Genomic DNA, 18,816 nt, shown 5'->3' with positions numbered 1-18,816 from the left:
GTGCACGACTAGGCTGGACGCCCATGAGCGAAAATAATAATGAAACCACCCCTGAAAACATCGAGACCACCGCGGCCTCCCACCCGGAAAACGATCCAGGAAAACTCAATGGCAACGATGCCGTGAACCAGGCTGCCGAGCAGTGGAAGGACGCCGCTAGCCGCAATATCCCCGCTCTCGAGCTGGGCGATACCCCGGTACCGGACGATACCGCGAACCTGCGCCAGGGCCCATCGCTGCACGACGGCCTGCTGGGACTACTCCCCCTTGTGGGCGTCTGGCAGGGCGAGGGCCAGGCCCACGATACGAAGGGCCAGGAGTACACCTTTGGCCAGCAGCTGGTCATCGCCCACGACGGCGAGAATTACCTGACCTTTAGCTCCCGCACCTGGAAGATCGATACCGAGGGCAAGCCAGAAGGCCCGTCTGTGCGCGAGACCGGCTTCTGGCGTATCTCGGAAAAGGATGAAATCGAGGTCACCTACACCTCTTCTACCGGCATCGTGGAAATCTTCTATGGCGAACCCTTCAATGACCGCGCATGGCAGCTGGAATCCGCCTCCACCATGGTTACGGAAACCGGCCCGAAGAACCTAGGCCCAGGCAAGCGCATGTACGGCCTCATGCCCAATAACAACCTGGGCTGGGTAGACGAGCGCATGGTTGATGGCGAGATGCGCCCCTACATGTCCGCGGAGCTCACCCGCATCGCCGGCTAAACTCCAAGCGCTGCATCAATAAGGTCTCGGATGACGTCCACGTTGTCCGGGGCCTTTAATTTTTTGTCATTGAGCCTAGTTACGCGCGCGGCAACGCGCACCGAGGACACCAACCACACCGAGTCCGCCTTTTCCAGATATTCCACGGTCAGCGGCTTGGCCTTGCAGCGATAGCCCTTCTCTTTGGCATGGGCGAAGAGCGCCGCTTGCGTGGTGCCGGGCAGGATCCCGCGCCCGGCCGCGGTGCGCAGTTTCTCGCCCTTGACGGCCACCACGGTAGAGGTGGCGCCCTCGAGAATTTCTCCGGTGTCCGGATCGGTGAGGATGAGATCCTCAAAGCCCTTCTCCCGCGCCATGCGCAGCATCGCCATGGTGGCCGCGTAATTGAGCGTCTTGGCGGGCAATTCCTCCGCTACGTGCCACAGGCGGGGGCTTGTCATGACGGCGACGCCGTGGGCGCGCTGCTCTAGCACCTTCTCCTCAATCGGCTGCACCACAACCCACGCGCTCGGCCGCCCCGTAGAAGCGCGCCCGCGGGTATAGGTCCACGTGCATTTAGCATCGCCTTGCTCGTCCCCGCAGAAGTCCGCGATGGCGAGCCGGGTGGCTTCTTCCCACTTGTCCATGGGCGGCTCCGGCAGGTTCATCGTGCGAGCTGAATCGCAGAAGCGCTGCGCGTGGCGCTGCAGGTTAGCGGCTTTGCCTCCGCGCACGAGCAGGGATTCAAAGATGCCGTCGCCGCGGGTGACCGCGGCATCGTCGGCATAGATGAGAGGCAGCGTGGGCATGTGCCTGCGTACCGACCCTCCAAAGGGCTCCACAACGTAGATGACCGGCTCTTTTCGCGGCGAAAACTTCATACTTTTGATTATGCCCTACCATCGGTAGTTGTGAGTTATTCTTCGCCTCTTCTGCAGCGCGCCGGTGCCGCGGAGCACCAGGACGCGACCGTACTCGATGCCCAGGGCGTAGCCTGGCACTATGGCAATCCGCTGGGCGAGCAACGGGCCGCCGATGGCGGCACCATCGTCATTGACCGCTCCCAGCGCCGCGTCATTCGCGTGAGCGGCAAGGATGCCGCCGAGTTTCTGAATAATCTGCTTTCACAGAAGCTTGACGACGCCCCCGTGGGTTTCACCGCCGGCGCCCTCGACCTGGACATCCAAGGCCACATCCTCCACCACATGGATATCGTGCGAACCGACGATGCCTTTCTTATTGACGTCCCCGGGGCGCAATTCGACTCCCTCTTTAAGTTCCTCACCATGATGGTCTTTTGGTCCGAGGTCACCGTAGAGGAAGCCGATATCGCCATCCTTACCCTCCTGGGTGAGGCCGATGTTTCGCTGCCACCCATGGTGGAGTTTTCCCGCCAGGTCCAGTGGCCGGGAATCAAGCGCGTTGACCTGGGCATTCCGCGCGAATCCTTGGTCGAGGCAACGAAACACCTGGAGGAATCCGGTGCACGGCTAGCGGGGCTCATGGCGTTTACCGCCGAGCGCGTGCGTGCCCGCGAGCCGGAGCTGGCAGCGGACCTGGATAATAAGTCCATCCCCCACGAGGTGCCGCAGTGGATCAGCCGCAGCGCCGCTAATCCGGCCCACGTTCACCTCAATAAGGGCTGCTACCGCGGCCAGGAAACGGTGGCGCGCGTAGAAAATCTGGGCCGCTCCCCTCGCCTATTGGCGCAGCTGCACCTCGACGGCTCCGCGCCACAACGTCCAAATGTGGGCGATGACATTACTTTCAATGGACGTAAGGTAGGCCGCATCGGCACGATTGTGGATGACTGCGATTTCGGCCCCATCGCCCTAGGCCTAGTGAAGCGCTCTGCGCTGGACGCCGGCACCCTAGAAGTGGGCGATACCGCGGCGTCTATCGATCCTTCCTCCATCCCCGAGGATGAGGGCCCCAAGGCTGGGCGCGAGGCAGTAAACCGGCTGCGCGGGCGTTAGATCTCCCACTAGCTAGGGGGCGGTGCGGAATTTTTTCGTCACACAGGCTATTGTGTCTTACAGGAAGATACTCAATAGACAAGTCGATGGGGCGCCCAAGAATCCCTGGCGCGCCCTACTAACCCAAGGGGGTCATGCACATGGGACGCGGACGCGCAAAGGCAAAGCAGACCAAAGTTGCACGCCAGCTCAAGTACAACTCACCCGAGATGGATATCGAGTCCCTACAACGGGAACTCGCCGCACAGCAAGAGGGTGACTCCCGCGATTATGAAGAGGATGACCCATACGCCGACTACGTCGACGAATGGGACGATGACGACCGCGACGAACGCTAATCTTCCGCTCGCCGCCGGATAGCTCAAGGGCCCTAGGAAATCTCCTAGGGCCCTTCCTCATACCCTCCCCCTGGCAGGGGCAGGGCCCTGCTAGAAGTTGGGGTGCTCGCCGTGCATGACCACGCGCGGCTCCTCGCCGGAGGCGGAGCGGACGGTGCCCAGCTCCCACGCATCGATGTGGCGTGCGGTAAGCATTGCCAGGGCACGGTCACGGTCTTCAGGGTTGACCACGGCAATCATGCCGACACCCATGTTGAAGGTCTTCTCCATTTCTGCCAGCTCCACCTTGCCCACCGAGGAGATGAGCTTGAAGATCTGGCCTGGGGTCCAGGTGGCGCGGTTAATATCGGCCGCTAGGCCTTCTGGAATGACGCGCTCGAGATTGCCAGCCAATCCACCACCGGTGACGTGGCAGAAGGTGGATACGGAGCATTCGCTGGCCAAAGCCAGGCAGTCCTTGGCGTAAATGCGGGTGGGCTCCAGCAGCTCCTCGCCAAGGGGACGACCGAGCTCTTCCACGTGGCCGTCGAGAGGCATGCCAGCCTGCTCCAGCAGGACGTGGCGGGCCAGGGAGTAACCATTGGAGTGTAGGCCGGAAGAGCCCATGGCGATGAGCACGTCGCCCTCACGGACCTTATCTGGGCCGAGCACGCCATCGGCCTCAACGACGCCGACCGCGGTAGCGGAGACATCGTATTCGTTTTCTTCCATCATGCCGGGGTGCTCGGCGGTCTCACCACCCAGCAGCGCGGCGCCGGCCTGCACACAGCCCTCGGCGATGCCCTTAACTACCTCGGCTACCTTTTCCGGCACGACCTTGCCCACGGCAATGTAGTCCTGCAAAAAGAGTGGCTCCGCGCCGCAAACAACAAGGTCGTCCACACACATCGCAACGAGATCAATGCCGATAGTGTCGTGCTTGTCCATGGCCTGGGCCACGGCCAGCTTGGTACCGACGCCGTCGGAACCAGCGGCCAGGATGGGCTCCTTGTAATCACCGAGTTTGAACAGGCCAGCAAAGCCGCCAAGACCGCCCAGAACCTCCGGGCGGGTGGCACGCTTAGCGTGCGGGGCGAAAAGTTCTACGGCGCGGTCACCCTCTTCGATGCTGACGCCGGCTGCTGCGTAGGTATTGTCACTCATGGTTTCAGGTGTCCTTTGTTATTCGGTGCCGAGCAGGGTGCGCACGGCGTCGGCATTGGGGTTTCCGGCGGGCAGGCCAAGTGGGTACTCGCCCGAGAAGCAGGCGGTGCACAACTCGGAACGGGGCTGTTCGGTGGCGGCCACCATCTCCTCAATGGAGACAAAGCCCAGAGAATCGGCGCCGATGGTGTCACAGATAGTGGCGCAGACGGTTTCCGGATCGTCGGAAGGGCTGGCGTTAGCGATCAGCTCGCCCGGGGAGGCGAAGTCGATGCCGTAGAAGCACGGCCACTTCACTGGCGGGGAGGCGATGCGCACGTGCACCTCGGCGGCGCCGGCCTCGCGCAGCATGCGGATGAGCGCGCGCTGGGTATTGCCGCGGACGATGGAATCATCCACCACGACGAGCTTCTTGCCGTTGATGACTTCACGCAGCGGGTTGAGCTTCAAGCGGATGCCCAGCTGGCGCAGGGTTTGGGTGGGCTGGATGAAGGTGCGGCCCACATAAGCGTTCTTGACCAAGCCGTGGGCGAAGGTGATGCCGGATTCGCGGGCATAGCCCACGGCGGCCGGATTGCCGGATTCGGGAACCGGGATGACCAGGTCCGCGCCCTCGGCCGGGTACTCACGGGCCAAGCGGCGGCCGATGTCCACGCGGGAGGCGTTGACGGAACGGCCTTTGATATCGCTATCCGGGCGGGCCAAGTAGACGTACTCGAAGACACAGCCGTGGCGCTTGGCCGGCGCAAAGTTCACGGAACGGATGCCGGCCTCATCGATGGCGACGAGCTCGCCGGGTTCAATCTCGCGGATGAACTGAGCGCCGCAGATATCGAGCGCACAGGTCTCGGAGGCCACCACCCAGCCTTTGGCCAAGCGGCCGAGGACCAGCGGGCGCACGCCGTGCGGGTCGCGCGCGGCGTACATGGTGTGACCATCGGTAAAGGTTAGGCAGAATGCGCCCTTCACGCGCGGGAGGAAGTCACGGGCGGAGTCGAAGACGGAGGTGTCTTCATCCACGCCGTCAGCAAGCAGCATAGACAAGCACATGGAGTCAGATACGGACTCCTCATGGGGCTTAATCAAGCCGCGCTGCACGGCTTCTTCGCGCAGCTCCAGGTAGTTGATCAGGTTGCCGTTGTGTCCAAGGGCGATGTCTACCCCAGTGGAGGAGGTAGAAAACATCGGCTGGACATTGGACCATTCCTTGCCGCCGGCGGTGGAATAGCGCGTGTGGCCCACCGCTACGTTTCCTTGGAGGGCGGACAGGGTGGACTCATCAAAGATATTGGCCACGAGACCCATGTCCTTGAAGACGACGATGCGGTCATCATCGCCCACCGCAATGCCGGCAGCCTCCTGGCCACGGTGCTGCAGGGCGAAGAGACCAAAATAGGTCAGCTTGGAGACTTCCTCCCCGGGAGCCCAAACGCCATAGACGCCGCATTCTTCGCGGGGCTCCTGCTCATTCTGATCGTCGAGATTGGTGATACTAGGAGTATGTACTTCTACCACGGCGTTTATATTAGCCTGTCGCGCCGCCGGAAACTAACGGAATAAGCGGCAACCACTGCGCAATTTCGCCCGCGCGGGAGCCGGAAGCATCGACGCGACCAGTGTTTACGGCCTCTTCCCAGTCCGCCAATCCGGTGGCAAGGCGCAGCCAGGTTTCCGGGTCGGTCTCCACCACATTGGGTGGGGTGCCGCGGGTATGGCGGGGTCCTTCAATGCATTGCACCGCAACAAATGGGGGTACACGCAGTTCCACGGAATGGCCCGGCGCGTCGGCCTCGAGGGTGCGGGCGGTGCAACGGACGGCGTCGGCAAGCAGGGCCCTACCAGGCTTATCGTGCTCCGCCGGGGAGACAATCCAGTCTTTGATGGCCATGACGGCCGCGCGGGTGGCTGCGGGATCGACGGGCTTTTTCATAGCTACATCATAGCTACTGTTATCTTGTTGTTTATGTCACCTACGCCTTCCGTTGCGGAAAATCAGAAATCGCCGGCGCTGACGCTGCGCTTTATGGCATCGCCAACCGACGTCACCATGGCCGGCGCCACCGGCATCAGCGGTGGCCGCGTTCTGGAATGGATTGACAAGGCGGCCTATGCCTGCGCCGTGCAATGGTCCGGCCAGTACTGCGTGACCGCATACGTGGGCCATATCCACTTCACCCGGCCGATCCCTTCCGGGCACATCGTGGAGGTGCGCTCCCGCATCGCCATGACCGGGCGTTCCTCCATGCACATCGTCAACGAGGTACTTTCGGCCGACCCGCGCGAAGGCATTTTTACCCGCGCCTGCGATTGCCTGGTCATCTTCGTAGCCAAGGACCCTGCCACCGGCAAGTCCACCCCGGTGCCGCCCTTCGTTCCGGAGACCGATGAGCAGCGCCGCGTTGAGGAGGCCGCCAAGTCCCGCATTGAGCTGCGCCAGGCCATCGAGGCGGAGATGGAAAAGCAAACCTACGACGGGCCTTCCGACGCCCCGCGCATGGTCAACCGCTTCCTGGCCAAGCCCACCGACGTCAACTGGGGCGGCAAGGTCCACGGCGGCACGGCTATGCAGTGGATCGATGAGGCCGGTGCAGCTTGCACCATGGAGTGGTCCGCGGAGCGCACCGTAGCCGTCTATGCCGGTGGCATCCGCTTCTACCGCCCTATTTCCATCGGTGACCTCATCGAGGTCGACGCCCGCATGATGCGCACCGATACCCGCTCCATGCAGATGTCCATCCACGTCCGCTCCGGCAACCCGCGCGGCGGCCGCGATAACCTGCAAACCGCCATCCATGCCACAGTGGCCTATATCGCCCTGGACCACGATGGCCAGCCGCAGGTAGCCCGCCCCTTCCACCCGCACACCGAGGAAGACAAGCGCCTGGCCGAGCACGCCACCCTCCTGCGCGGGCTGCGCGCCAAGTACTCGCCAAAACCGCTAGTGGTAGCGCCATCGAACCAGCACATCGACTAGCTGCTCTCCCCTCGTTTCGGTGTTAGCAAGTCCATAGTGGCAGCGGGCTCCCCGCCTTTCTGCTTTAGATGGACGTATATGCGGCCGACGATTCCCGCCGCCCGCTTTCGCCTCCCACACACAGAAACGAGGGAATATGCACACCTCAACAATGCGTCGCTCGGCCCGCGCCGGCCTTGCCTTAATAACTTCCGCATTCCTCTTGGCGTCCTGCCAAAATCCGGATAACCGCCCGGAAGAGGAGACTTCGGCCGCCGCACCCGAGTCTTCCGCCCCGCAGAGCGCCGCCAGTTCCACGTCTGCAACCACGGAAGAAACTACCGAAACCTCTGCAGCGGAACACGAGGGTCCACGCGCCACTGCCGAGGGCCACGTGGTGGTCCTTTCTACCGGCGGCACCATTGCCAGCACGCACGATAAGACAGGTGCGGTGGTTCCCACCGTCACCGGCTCCAAGCTGGTGGAGCCTCTTTCCGGCACCTTTGACAAGGACAAGCTCACGTTAGAGGTCAAAGACATTGCCAAGCTGGATTCTTCTGCGATGACCTTGGACGATACCGACACCATCATCGAGGCCGTAAATAAGGAACTACAGCGCGATGATGTCGATGGCGTAGTGGTCACCCACGGCACCGATTCCATGGAAGAGACCGCCATCGCCGTCGATACCTTCCAGGACAGCGATAAGCCGGTAGCCCTTACCGGAGCGATGCGCCCCTTTGATGACCCGGATCCGGATGGTCCGGACAACTTGGCGCTTGCGGTCAAGACCGTAACCGACCCTTCCAACAAGGGCCGCGGTACCTTCATTGCCTTTGCGGATCACGTTATCCCTGCCCGCGGCGCTTTTAAGTCCGATACGGCCAAGGCCGATGGCTTTGCCAATAACAACGGCAAGAAGCAGCCTCAGCGCCCGAAGGCCCTGAAGTTTAAGCCGCTGGGCAATACCCGCGTCGATATCATCGCCGCCTACCCCGGCGCGCCGGCCGACCTTATCCAGCGCTCCTTGGACAGCGGCGCCGAAGGCATCGTGATTGAAGGAATGGGCGCCGGCAATATCGGCGACGAGCTAGCCCAAGCCGCCAAAGCCGCGGCCAAGAAGGTTCCGGTTGTGCTCACCACCCGTGTGGATCACGGCCCAGTGGAGGGCATCTACGGCGGTGCCGGTGGCGGCGCCACGCTTGCCGACGCCGGCGTTATCTCCTCTGGCACCTTACGCGCTCCCCAAGCCCGCATGCTGCTCGCCGCCGCGATTACGACCGGCACCGATGCTGAAGATCTCTTCGCTCACGCTGAATAAACACTCGCCTTGGAGTACCGGCTGGTGGAGACACAACATTAATGAACGAGTTTTCATCAGCCACGCTTAGTTTCGACCTCGTCCCCGTGCGCATAGTCCGCCAGGAAGCGAAGAAACCGGTGAGCCGGCTCTGGGAGTCGGTTCTGCGAGCTCCACACCACACGTAGGGGCCGGTCAAACTTGATCCCAGCTACCGGAACCTCTACATACTCGCCGGTAGACAACTGCGACTCCACTGCTCGCCTTGCTATAACCCCTGGAGCGCCTAAAGCGCCTATAGCAGCGCGTTGCGCCCCCAGAGATCCAAATTCTCCTGCAGGAGGAGCGAGTGACCCCAGAATGTCCTCTACTACCTCCCGCGTGCCGCTTCCCTGCTCACGCAGAACCAAAGGAGTAGTCTGCAGCTCCTCTTTAGATACCGCAGCCACCCCCTTCAATGGTTCGGATACTGTAGGAGCCCCAGATCCACTTCGGCTATCCGCGCGAGCCCAATAATGCCCTGCAGGGACGACAACAACGAGTTCGTCGTGTCCGGCTACGCGCTGGTGCAGTTCATGGGATACCCAGTTACCTTCCACAATGGCTAAATCCGCCAATCCCTGTACTACATGGCGCTGGGCCTCCCGGCTATTGAGCTGGCGCATACGCAGAAAAGTTTTCGGGTGAGCACGTTGAAACGCCGCAGCCCAGCGCGGGTAATCTACCTCGGCGACTGTATGCGAGACCACCAATTTAATTTCCTCGGTGACGTCTTCACCGATGGCTCTCTCAAGACCACGCGCGCAGTCGTTCAAGGCCTCCTCTAGCACCTCGAGTACCCGGACAACCTGGGAGCCGACTTCCGTAGTAAAACTACCCGCAGCTCCACGCCAAAAAATGCGTTGATTTAGATGCCTTTCAAAATTGGCAATGCGATTACTCACCGACTGTTGGGAGACATTCAGGTGTATGGCGGCCTGATTCATACCCCCATACCGTGCCACAGCAAGTACGGCGTCGACTGTCTGGGCATCGGGGACAAATCCGCGCCGAACTGGTAAAAAGTCATCACTACTACCGATTCGCGAGGGGTACATATTTTCATTGTAACCCCGACCAGAATGAACGCCCTCCCGCAATTCTGCCGTAAAGCATAGCCTCAAGCGCATGTTAAAAATTCAGAACGAGATAGACCTTCCCCCGCTCGGCCCAGGCTGGGCCGGGGCCGTTATGGGCCTCGGAATCTCTTCTACTCTTATCGACGTACACGTAACTCCCCTATTAGGCCCGGCCCCCTCGAAAGCCATGCTTGGGGCTGCAACTATTCTTGCTATATCGCTCGTATTTGGGTTTCTAAAGCACCACAATCCGGGATTTTACGCCGCTGACATGCCCGCTTGGGGCATGGTATCTATGGGCATACTTTCTTTGGGTAGCGCCTACTCCCTCATATATGATGCCTGGTCGGTTCATACCTTGTGCTGGGCAATAGGAACGGTTCTCGGCGCGGTGACGTGCATCCGTTTTCTCATGTTTCTCATTTGCGATCGCCCGTCAGCCCCCGCTTTCACCTGGGGACTACCGCTGGTCGCCCCCATGGTTGCGGCTACCTCCTCAGCTCAGTTGGCACCGCACGCCGGCGAGTGGGGATCGATAGTCCACAGCATCGGCGTAATCAGTTTTGCATTGGCATGGCTTACAGGAGTGCCTACATTCGCCTTCGTTTACCTGCGTACCATTCCGAAAGTTCCTACCAGCTTCGCTGCTACTGCTTGGATCCCGCTCGGGCTGGTAGGCCAATCTACCGCGGGAGCACAATTGCTTGCAGGTGAACAATGGCACTTCCGCGCAATGGTCTACGGTGTAGCGATGCTCGGACTTGGCATCCCGCTGGCCATTTACGCCATCAGCAAGCACTGGGGAGCGGCCCTAGGAAGCACCCCCATGTCTTATAACCCCACGTGGTGGGCTAGCACATTTCCCGTAGGTACCTGCTGTCTTGGCACTCATACTTTGTCCACCCAACCTGCAGCACTGACGTTGGGAATGGGCTGGATGGATACCATCAGCGCCGCGCTTCTAGTGCTACTTCTTGTCCACGTCATGTGGGCTACTATCGGCGCAGCCGTGATCGGCTGGGCAAAAGCACGTTGAGTTTTCGAGTCTCATGACTCCTAGGTGAATACCCACCGTAGCGGCGTCAGCATGTGTACCCCCTTACACTTAAAAAGGAGTTTACAGACAGTCCGGCAATTCCTGGGTGGAGGAGATAGACCTGCTAATGTCGCCCTACCCCTAGACGACGACCATCCACACCGCCACGAGGTGTACCACCGCAGCCGCGATGGTCGCGGTGTGGAAGTGCTCGTGGTAGCCGTAGTAACGCGCGTTGCGCCCTGGCCACTTAAAGCCATAGACCAGCGCGCCTAGCGAGTACACCACGCCGCCGGCAAAGAGCAGCCAGACCACAGCGGCCCCCGCCTGCGTCCACAGCGTGGGGAGAAGCGGCAGCACCAGCCAGCCCAGCGCTAGGTAGACCATCACGTCCAACCAGCGCGGGTGGTTAATCCACACCAAGTTGAGCACCGCACCCAAAATGGCCCCACCCCAGGCAACGCCTAGCATCCATGCCGCCTGTACCGGCGATAACACGATGAGGCACAGCGGCGTATATGTCGCGGCAATAAACACCGAGATGGTCGCGTGGTCCGCTCGCCGCCACCACTGCACGGCACGCGCACTAGCCCAGGGGTAGCGGTGGTAGAGCGCCGAGACGCCGAAAAGCCCGACCAGCCCCACTCCGTAAACAGTTACACCAAGCCCCTGCCACCACTGCAGCGTCATCCACGCATAGGTAATGAGCACGGTGGAGGCAATCACCGACAGCAATGCTGCAATCGCATGTCCCCAGCCACGGCTTAGCGGCCTTGGCCCTCGATCGGCCATCCAATAAGTGCGCTGGACAAGGCCCGGCCCCGGCGCGCTATTCGCATGAATCTGTGCCACGGCGGTACGTCCCTTCCACTGACCCACAACGGATAACTTACGATACCGTAAGTGTACGGGCATAGGCAGAGGCCTTCAAGGGCCTCGTTACGTAACGCTCGACGAACGCTGCGGTTGCAGCGGTGGATTAATGGAACAAAACAAGAAAAACCCAGCCGAAGCTGGGCTTTTCGCGTATCCGCGCCTTCGAGCGACGAGGAATGGAGAGCGGTTTACTCCACCACGGAGTTAGCGCCCACCGCGTGGTCGAAGAGGTCCGGCAGGGTGGCGGACCAGGCGGAGACCAGCTGGGAGATGGCGACGGACTCGCCGCCGAGGGTAAGGGCGCCGGTTTCGGTGGTCTCGCCAACGATGGCGGCAGGAATGCCCAGCTCGCCGGCGCGGGCGAGGACCTGATCGGCGCGGTCGGCGGTGGTGGCCACGAGCACGCGGGAGGCGGACTCGGAGAAGGCGGCGACGAACTCGTCCTCGTGGACCGCGGTGAGGTCTAGGTTGAGGCCGAGGCCGGCGCCGTCGGCAGTAGCACCGGCGCGCTTTGCCATCTCAAAGGCGGTAACGGCAAGGCCGCCCTCGGAGATATCATGCGCCGCGGTGAGCAGCTCATTGCCGTGGAAGAACTCGGCCAGGCGCTTCTCGTTGGCCATGTCCACCTGTGGCGGCAGGCCATTGAGGGAGGAAGCCTCGGAGGTATCGGCGCTCACCTGCTGCCAGATGGAGCCACCGAACTCGTCCTTAGTCTCACCTAGGGCGATAAGTACTTCCTTCTCGCCTACGGTGCCGAGCTCGTTGCCGATGGCCTTGTGCACGTCATCGATAACGCCCAGCACACCCACCACCGGGGTAGGCAGGATGGGCTCTTCGCCGGTCTGGTTGTAGAAGGAGACGTTGCCGCCGGAGACGGGGATGGACAGCTCCACGGCGGCGTCGGCAAGCCCATGCACAGACTCGCGGAACTGCCACATAACGTCGGGGTTTTCCGGGGAGCCGTAGTTCAGGCAGTTGGTGATAGCGACGGGCTTGGCACCGGTGACGGCGACGTTGCGGTAGGCCTCCGCCAGCGCGAGGCGGGCGCCCATGTTCGGATCCAGCTTGGTGTAGCGGCCGGACGCATCGGCAGAAACGGCCACGCCGCGGCCGGTCTCCTCATCGATGCGCAGCACGCCGGCATCCGCATGGTGGGACTGGACGGTATTGCCGCGCACGTAGCGGTCATACTGGTTCATGATGAAATCGCGCGAGCACAGCGCCGGGGAGGACACGAGCTTCTGCAGGGACTCAACCAGGCCGCGCTTGTCGGTGCCCTGGTACTTCTGCAGCTCGTCCTGCCACTCCGGGCGGGCATACGGACGGTCATACTCCGGAGCCTCATCCGCAATGGTGCCGGCCGGGGCATCCACGACGACCTCGCCCTGGTGGCGGATGACCAGGTGGTTACCCTCGGTGACCTCACCAATCTCAGCACAGGTGACGTCCCAGTGCTCGCAGATTTCGCGGAACTTCGCCACGTTCTCCGGAGCCACAACGGCGCACATGCGCTCCTGGGACTCGGAGGCGAGGATCTCGGCCGCGGTCATGTCCTTCGCGCGCAGCGGTACATTATCGAGGTTGACTTCCATGCCGCCATCGCCGGAGGCAGCAAGCTCCGAGGTGGCGCAGGCCAGACCCGCGCCGCCCAAGTCCTGGATTCCTACGACCACGCCGGCGTGGTAGAGGTCCAGGCAGCACTCGATGAGGACCTTCTCTGCGAAGGGGTCGCCCACCTGCACGGCCGGCAGCTTGCGCTCAGCGCCGTCCTCGAAGGTATCGGAGGCCAGCACGGATACGCCGCCGATGCCGTCCAGACCAGTTCGGGAGCCGAAGAGCATGACCTTATTACCCTTGCCGGACGCAAAGGCTAGCTTCAGGTCATCGACCTTGAGGGTGCCCACGCACAGCGCGTTGACCAGTGGGTTACCGGCATAGGTCTCATCAAAGACGGTCTCGCCGCCAATATTGGGCAGACCCAGGGAGTTGCCGTAGCCGCCGATGCCGGAGACCACGCCGGGAAGGACGCGCTTGGTGTCGGGGGCGTCGGCAGGCCCAAAGCGCAGCTGGTCCATCACGGCGATTGGGCGAGCGCCCATGGCCATGATGTCGCGGACGATGCCGCCCACGCCGGTGGCCGCACCCTGGTAAGGCTCCACGTAGGAGGGGTGGTTGTGGGACTCCACGCGGAAGGTCACCGCGTTGCCGTCTCCGATATCCACCACGCCGGCGTTCTCACCAATGCCGGCGAGGATCTTCTCCCCCATCTCCTCGGTCATGGTCTCACCAAAGTAACGCAGGTGCGTCTTGGAAGACTTATAGGAGCAGTGCTCGGACCACATAACGGAGTACATGGTCAGCTCCGCATCGGTGGGGCGGCGGCCCAGGATATCGTGGATGCGCTGGTACTCGTCGTCCTTCAGGCCGAGTTCCGCGTAGGGCTGCTGCTCGTCCGGGGTGGACTGCGCCTTTTCTACGGTGTCATTATGAACGGTCATGAAAGTGGCCTCCTTAAACCGCCGGCGCCTGGGCGACGGCCTTGATGGCGGATACGAAAAGTCCCAGTCCGTCGGTGGATGGGCCGGTTAGCGTGTCAATGGCGTGCTCGGGGTGCGGCATAAGGCCGACGATGCGGCCGGACTCATCGCTCACACCAGCAATGCCGTTGACGGAACCGTTGTAATTATCGGTATAGCGGAAGACCACGCGGCCCTCGCCCTCGATGCGGGCGATGTCATCATCGCCGGCCTGGAAGCGGCCCTCGCCGTGCTTGGCCGGCACCAGGATCTTCTGGCCCTGCTCAAACTCGCTGGTCCATGCGGTGGTGGAATTGGCCACCTCGAGGTAGGTATCGGTGCAGTGGAAATGCAGGCCCTTATTGCGGGTCAGCGCGCCTGGCAGCAGGCCGGCCTCGGTAAGGATCTGGAAGCCATTGCAGATGCCGAGCACCGGCATGCCCTGCTTCGCACGATCGATAACGGACTGCATCACCGGCGCGAGCGCGGAAATCGCGCCCGAGCGCAGGTAGTCGCCATAAGAAAAACCGCCCGGCACTACTACCGCATCCACGCCGTGCAGATCGGTATCTGCGTGCCAGAGGCTTTTCACCTCTGCGCCGGCGGTGCGGGCAGCGCGAGCGGCATCCACATCATCCAGGGTTCCGGGGAAAGTGATTACTCCGATTGTGGCGGTCACTTACTTGACCTCCAGCCCAACAACCTCGTAGTCCTCGATGACGGTATTGGCCAGCAGCGTGGCGGCTACCTTCTCCATGTCCTCTGCGGTAACGGAGTCATCGACCTCGAGCTCGAAGCGCTTTCCCTGGCGCACATCGCTGACACCGGATACCCCGATGCGACCCAGCGCGCGGACGACGGCTTGGCCCTGCGGATCCAGAATCTCCGCCTTGGGCATGACATTGACAACTACACGAGCCATGAAATATTTGCCTTACTGTATGGGGCTTTGGTCTGCGCGGCTTAGTTTAGTTGGCACCCCCGCCTTTTACCTAGACTCACCCCCGCAGTGTGGGTTTCACCCCGGTTGAGCAAACTCTACGTGAACCCCAAACGACGCTCTGGCAAACTTCGGCGTGCTTTCCAACCTTGCCCGGCGCGGCGCTCTACTAATAGACAACGCACACTGTCGCTCTCTTTTTAAGGTTGAATCTATGTCTTCTCGCCGCCTGGGCGCGCTGGCACTTGCCACCGCCTTGTCTTCTGCCGCCCTTGCCGTTCCTACCGCCACGGCCGCCACCGATGGCTCCGCCGCAGTCATCTCCGAGGTCTACGGGGGAGGCGGCAATAAGGGCGCTGCCTTCACCCATGACTTCATCGAGCTCTATAACCCCACCGATGCCCCGATTGACCTGACCGGCTACACCGTGGAGTACTTCTCCGCCTCCGGCAATACCGGTGGCAAGGTGAAGCTTTCCGGCACGATCGCGCCGCACGGCTACTTCCTGGTGCAGGGCGCGGCCGGCAATGGCGCGGGCGAGGCCCTGCCTGCCCCAGACGCCGAGGGCAACCTCAACATGTCCGGTTCCAAGGGCTCCGTGCAGCTTGCCGACGCCACCGGTACCCCCATCGATGCCATCGGCTACGGCGCCGCTTCCCTCAAGGAAGGCACCGCCGCCGCGGGCCTGTCCAATGCCAAGTCCGCCTCCCGCGATGCTGAGGGCACCGATACCGATGACAACGCCGCCGACTTCACCACCGGCGCCCCTACCCCGACCAACTCCGGCAACGAGGCCCCCGCCCCGCAGCCAGAGGAGCCGGCAGAGCCCGAGCAGCCTACTCCCGAGGGCGTCACCGCCATCGCGGATATCCAGGGCACCGGCGCCGAATCCCCGCTCAAGGACCAGACCGTGGCCACCGAGGGCGTCGTCACCGGCGTGTGGTCCGAAGGCGGCCTTAATGGCTTTACCATCCAGACTGGTGGCACCGGCGCCGAGTCCACCGACGCCTCCCAGGCCATCTTTGTCTACATGGGTGATAAGCCGGCCGACCAGTACCCAGCCCTGGAAGATTCCGTCGAGGTCACCGGCAAAGTCTCCGAGTTCTATGGCTCCACCCAGCTCACCGCCTCCACGGTCACGCAGCTCGAAACCCCGCTGGAGAAGGTCACCCCACTCAAGGTGGATCAGCTTCCCGATGGCAACGAGGCCCGCGAGCCCTTCGAACACATGCTCATCCAGCCAGGCGAGCACACCGTGACCAATAACTACTCGCTCAACCAGTACGGCGAGGTCGGACTCGCCCCCGGCAAGGAAGCCCTCCGTCAGCCTTCCGATGTCTTCTCCCCCTCCACGGATCCCAACTCCGATATCCAGAAGCTCACCAAGGACAACGCCGATAAGCTGGTCACCCTGGACGATGGCCGCACCCGCGACTATCTCAAGACCGACCAGAATACCCCGCTGCCGTACATCGCCCAGGATGATGCCCAGACCATCAAGTCCCTGCGCACCACCGATACCGTGTCCTTCCAGCACCCCGTCATCGTGGGCTTCTCTCATGAGCAGTGGCGCTTCCAGCCCACCACCCCGGTCACCGGCAACACCAAGGGGGCAGACCTGCCCATCTCTTGGGAGGATTCCCGCGCGGCCGAGCTCCACGCCATCGATGACGTCAAGGGCGAGTACACCATCGGCGCCTTCAACGTGCTGAACTACTTCACCTCCCTGGGCGAGGAATTCGGCGGCAGCGCCTACACCGACCGCGAGGGCAATAAGGTCACCGTCAATCGCGGTAAGACCCGCGGCGCCTATACCCAATCCGCGCTGGAAGACCAGGAGCGCAAGATTGTCGCCGCCATCAACGGCCTCGATGCCGACGTCATCGGCCTTTCCGAAATCGAAGATGGCTACGCCGTTACCGGTGACTTCGCCCAGCGCGATAAGGCGCTCAAGCACCTGACGGAAAAGCTCAACGAGGCCGCCGGCTCAGAGAAGTGGGCCTTTGTCCCCTCGCCTTCCCAGGACGCCGTACCGAGCTCCCCGGATGTCATCCGTACCGCGTTCATCTACCACAAGGATGTGGTCAAGCCCGTCGGCGAATCCCGCATCTTCCAGGATGATCGCTTCACCGGCACCGCCCGCGAACCGCTCGCCCAAGAATTCCAACCGCTGAAGGAGGGCGAGGAATCCTTCGTTGCCGTGGCCAACCACTTCAAGTCCAAGGGCTCGGTGGCCAAGGGCGACGCCGACTCCGGCGACGGCCAGGGCAATAACCCGAACGTCCGCAACGCACAGGCCCAGGCCGTCCTCGATGCCCTCCACAAGCAGGAAGACTGGAAGGACAAGCCGCTTTTCGCCCTGGGTGATTTCAATACCTACACCCACGAGACCGCGCTCGATGTCTTCCGCAACGATGGCTTCACCGTCCCTGCCGAAAAGTACGAGGCTGACCCTTCCTACCAGTTCTCCGGCCTGCTTGGCACCCTCGACCACGTGCTGGCCAATAAGGTTGCCACCGGCACGCTTGACGACGCCCAAGTGTGGAACATCAACGCCGACGAACCCGTCGCCTTCGAGTATTCCCGCCGCAACTACAACATCGTGGACTTCTACGATGACTCCCCATTCCGCGCCTCCGACCACGACCCGGTCAAGGTCGGCTTCACCCTCGGCGCGGACGACTCCACCGGCCAGCCAGACGATCCTGCGGATGATGCGGAGGACAAGCCTTCCGATAAGCCAGAGGACAAGCCATCAGCAAAGCCTGCGGAAAAGCCAGGTAAGCCTGCCACCGGCTCTAGCTCCAGCACCAGCTCCGTCGGCGCAGGCATCGCCGCCGCCATCGCGGCCATCGTCGGCCTTGTCGCCATCCCTGGTTTCCTCGCCGTGACCGGAAACCTCTACAAGGCCATCCCGGCCCCCATCTGGGTCATGCTGCCAAAGGAAGTGAAGAACTTCATCACTAGCTTGCAGCGCTAACCGCGCACGAACGAAGACCCCGCTCGCTTTTGGATAGATGCCAAGCAAGCGGGGTTTATCTTGTGATTTCAACGATTTCGTCCATATATATCGCCACCACCGTCGACAGTTTTGGCGCTTTAGATGGACGAAAGTTGTGAAAACAGTATGTGCCAGAGGAAATCCTCCCCTAAACACTGCCGCTTAATGAGTAAAGTCCAGCTTAGTTTGGAAGATATGTTCCGTAATCGGCAGGGATCGCCCCCGCATTGATAGCACGGTCTGCGGCTTTGACGAAGTCATTGATTACTTTGCGGTCATCCAGGTTGCGGCCGGAAACCGAAAGGCGGACCGTATTGCCACGCTGGGCGGAGCGCTCAGCAGCGCGAATAATGTTTTTGCGCCACCACTTGGCGGAGCCAAAGCCCTCACCAAAAGAAAGGTTGCGGGCCTGGTGGAACTTACCGGAATTGATCTGGAGAATGCCGCGGGTGGAGGCGGCTACCTCAAACTTGAACTGCGGCAAGACCTGCAAGGTACCGGGCGACATGCGCCAGCGAGGGGGAGCAAAGATGGTGGGCTCGAAGCCGATCTTGGCCATCTGGCGGGTGGCCCCGGCCAGGCGTAGCTTCGCCTCGTGCGAATCGAGGTTGGCGAATTCCGCGCGGCGGCCCTGCACTGAACGATCAAAACCGTTCAGGATAAGAACGCGGCCGGCATCGGCTTGGTCTTGCAGCCACTTCTTGGTGTCTTTGTCTTTGGCGAGGTGCCAGTTGCCGTCGATATGCGGGGCAATCAGCAGGGAAACAGGAATCTCCTCTCGATCAAGGATCGAGAGGAGCCGGCTAGCCTGCTTCCGTGTGTCATCAAAGATGCTGGAGATAGATACCAGAAGGTGGCCATTCATAAGGAAAATTATCGCACAGGAATTCAGGATTCGCGCGTTGGCCCCCTATCCGGGTT

The 18,816-nt window shown here is 61.8% G+C and carries 17 protein-coding genes; 7 read left to right on the top strand and 10 right to left on the bottom strand.

Going from position 1 to position 18,816, the window contains the following annotated elements:
• Positions 1-23: 23 nt before the first annotated feature.
• Entirely contained in the window at positions 24-719 is a 696-nt protein-coding gene (locus RAE09_RS06705) for an FABP family protein (RefSeq protein ID WP_005325810.1), read from the top strand.
• Here the strand turns inward: RAE09_RS06705 and RAE09_RS06700 are convergent.
• Entirely contained in the window at positions 716-1,579 is an 864-nt protein-coding gene (locus tag RAE09_RS06700; RefSeq protein WP_005325808.1) for an aminodeoxychorismate lyase, read from the bottom strand. The genes RAE09_RS06705 and RAE09_RS06700 overlap by 4 nt on opposite strands.
• Before the next feature lie 30 nt (positions 1,580-1,609).
• On the opposite strand from RAE09_RS06700, the gene ygfZ reads away from it, so the two are divergent.
• Both ygfZ and RAE09_RS06690 read left to right on the top strand, forming a co-directional pair.
• Positions 1,610-2,674, top strand: a complete 1,065-nt coding sequence (gene ygfZ / locus RAE09_RS06695; RefSeq protein WP_150850810.1) for a CAF17-like 4Fe-4S cluster assembly/insertion protein YgfZ — start codon at positions 1,610-1,612, stop codon at positions 2,672-2,674.
• A gap of 140 nt (positions 2,675-2,814) precedes the next feature.
• The gene (locus tag RAE09_RS06690; RefSeq protein ID WP_005330028.1) at positions 2,815-3,012 is read left to right on the top strand and encodes a DUF3073 domain-containing protein; all 198 of its coding nucleotides are present in this window, start codon (positions 2,815-2,817) and stop codon (positions 3,010-3,012) included.
• A gap of 90 nt (positions 3,013-3,102) precedes the next feature.
• Here the strand turns inward: RAE09_RS06690 and purM are convergent, their stop codons facing one another.
• Genes purM through RAE09_RS06675 form a run of 3 tightly spaced genes read right to left on the bottom strand, consistent with a single transcriptional unit; the run spans position 3,103 to position 6,085 of the window.
• The gene (gene purM / locus RAE09_RS06685) at positions 3,103-4,155 is read right to left on the bottom strand and encodes a phosphoribosylformylglycinamidine cyclo-ligase (protein ID WP_239281240.1); all 1,053 of its coding nucleotides are present in this window, start codon (positions 4,153-4,155) and stop codon (positions 3,103-3,105) included.
• An 18-nt stretch (positions 4,156-4,173) separates the two neighbouring features.
• Positions 4,174-5,670 (bottom strand): amidophosphoribosyltransferase, encoded by a 1,497-nt coding sequence (purF, locus tag RAE09_RS06680; protein WP_250409054.1) that lies wholly within the window; start codon positions 5,668-5,670, stop codon positions 4,174-4,176.
• Positions 5,671-5,680: 10 nt separating this feature from the next.
• Complete coding sequence (locus tag RAE09_RS06675) at positions 5,681-6,085, bottom strand: sterol carrier family protein (RefSeq protein WP_005325802.1); 405 nt, start codon at positions 6,083-6,085, stop codon at positions 5,681-5,683.
• Between the two features lie 33 nt (positions 6,086-6,118).
• On the opposite strand from RAE09_RS06675, the gene RAE09_RS06670 reads away from it, so the two are divergent.
• Complete coding sequence (locus RAE09_RS06670) at positions 6,119-7,129, top strand: acyl-CoA thioesterase (protein ID WP_179386951.1); 1,011 nt, start codon at positions 6,119-6,121, stop codon at positions 7,127-7,129.
• Positions 7,130-7,265: 136 nt separating this feature from the next.
• Complete coding sequence (locus RAE09_RS06665) at positions 7,266-8,429, top strand: asparaginase (RefSeq protein WP_316981280.1); 1,164 nt, start codon at positions 7,266-7,268, stop codon at positions 8,427-8,429.
• A 56-nt stretch (positions 8,430-8,485) separates the two neighbouring features.
• On the opposite strand, the gene RAE09_RS06660 is transcribed toward RAE09_RS06665, so the two are convergent.
• The gene (locus RAE09_RS06660) at positions 8,486-9,394 is read right to left on the bottom strand and encodes a LysR family transcriptional regulator (RefSeq protein WP_040425420.1); all 909 of its coding nucleotides are present in this window, start codon (positions 9,392-9,394) and stop codon (positions 8,486-8,488) included.
• Positions 9,395-9,575: 181 nt separating this feature from the next.
• Between RAE09_RS06660 and RAE09_RS06655 the strand changes: the two genes are divergently transcribed.
• Entirely contained in the window at positions 9,576-10,562 is a 987-nt protein-coding gene (locus RAE09_RS06655) for an SLAC1 family transporter (protein ID WP_316981279.1), read from the top strand.
• Positions 10,563-10,703: 141 nt separating this feature from the next.
• Here the strand turns inward: RAE09_RS06655 and trhA are convergent, their stop codons facing one another.
• The 4 genes from trhA to purS all read right to left on the bottom strand — a co-directional run bounded on the left by trhA (position 10,704) and on the right by purS (position 14,876).
• Positions 10,704-11,354 (bottom strand): PAQR family membrane homeostasis protein TrhA, encoded by a 651-nt coding sequence (gene trhA / locus RAE09_RS06650; protein ID WP_284767189.1) that lies wholly within the window; start codon positions 11,352-11,354, stop codon positions 10,704-10,706.
• Between the two features lie 272 nt (positions 11,355-11,626).
• On the bottom strand, positions 11,627-13,936 hold the full coding sequence (gene purL, locus RAE09_RS06645) for a phosphoribosylformylglycinamidine synthase subunit PurL (protein WP_316981278.1): 2,310 nt from the start codon (positions 13,934-13,936) through the stop codon (positions 11,627-11,629).
• Between the two features lie 13 nt (positions 13,937-13,949).
• A complete protein-coding gene (purQ, locus tag RAE09_RS06640) occupies positions 13,950-14,633 on the bottom strand; it encodes a phosphoribosylformylglycinamidine synthase subunit PurQ (RefSeq protein ID WP_005325791.1) in 684 nt (227 codons plus the stop codon).
• Positions 14,634-14,876: a phosphoribosylformylglycinamidine synthase subunit PurS gene (gene purS / locus RAE09_RS06635; protein WP_005330015.1), complete on the bottom strand. Its 243-nt coding sequence runs from the start codon at positions 14,874-14,876 to the stop codon at positions 14,634-14,636. It lies immediately after the preceding gene.
• A 232-nt stretch (positions 14,877-15,108) separates the two neighbouring features.
• Here purS and RAE09_RS06630 point away from each other — a divergent pair, with 232 nt between their 5' ends.
• Complete coding sequence (locus RAE09_RS06630; protein ID WP_316981277.1) at positions 15,109-17,874, top strand: ExeM/NucH family extracellular endonuclease; 2,766 nt, start codon at positions 15,109-15,111, stop codon at positions 17,872-17,874.
• A gap of 202 nt (positions 17,875-18,076) precedes the next feature.
• On the opposite strand, the gene RAE09_RS06625 is transcribed toward RAE09_RS06630, so the two are convergent.
• On the bottom strand, positions 18,077-18,760 hold the full coding sequence (locus RAE09_RS06625; RefSeq protein WP_316981276.1) for a DUF2334 domain-containing protein: 684 nt from the start codon (positions 18,758-18,760) through the stop codon (positions 18,077-18,079).
• Positions 18,761-18,816: the final 56 nt, after the last annotated feature.

Source organism: Corynebacterium tuberculostearicum (assembly GCF_032821615.1).
GTDB lineage: Bacteria > Actinomycetota > Actinomycetes > Mycobacteriales > Mycobacteriaceae > Corynebacterium > Corynebacterium tuberculostearicum_H.
The sequence above is the reverse complement of the archived record's forward strand: the minus strand, read 5'-3'. Positions and strand labels throughout refer to the sequence as shown.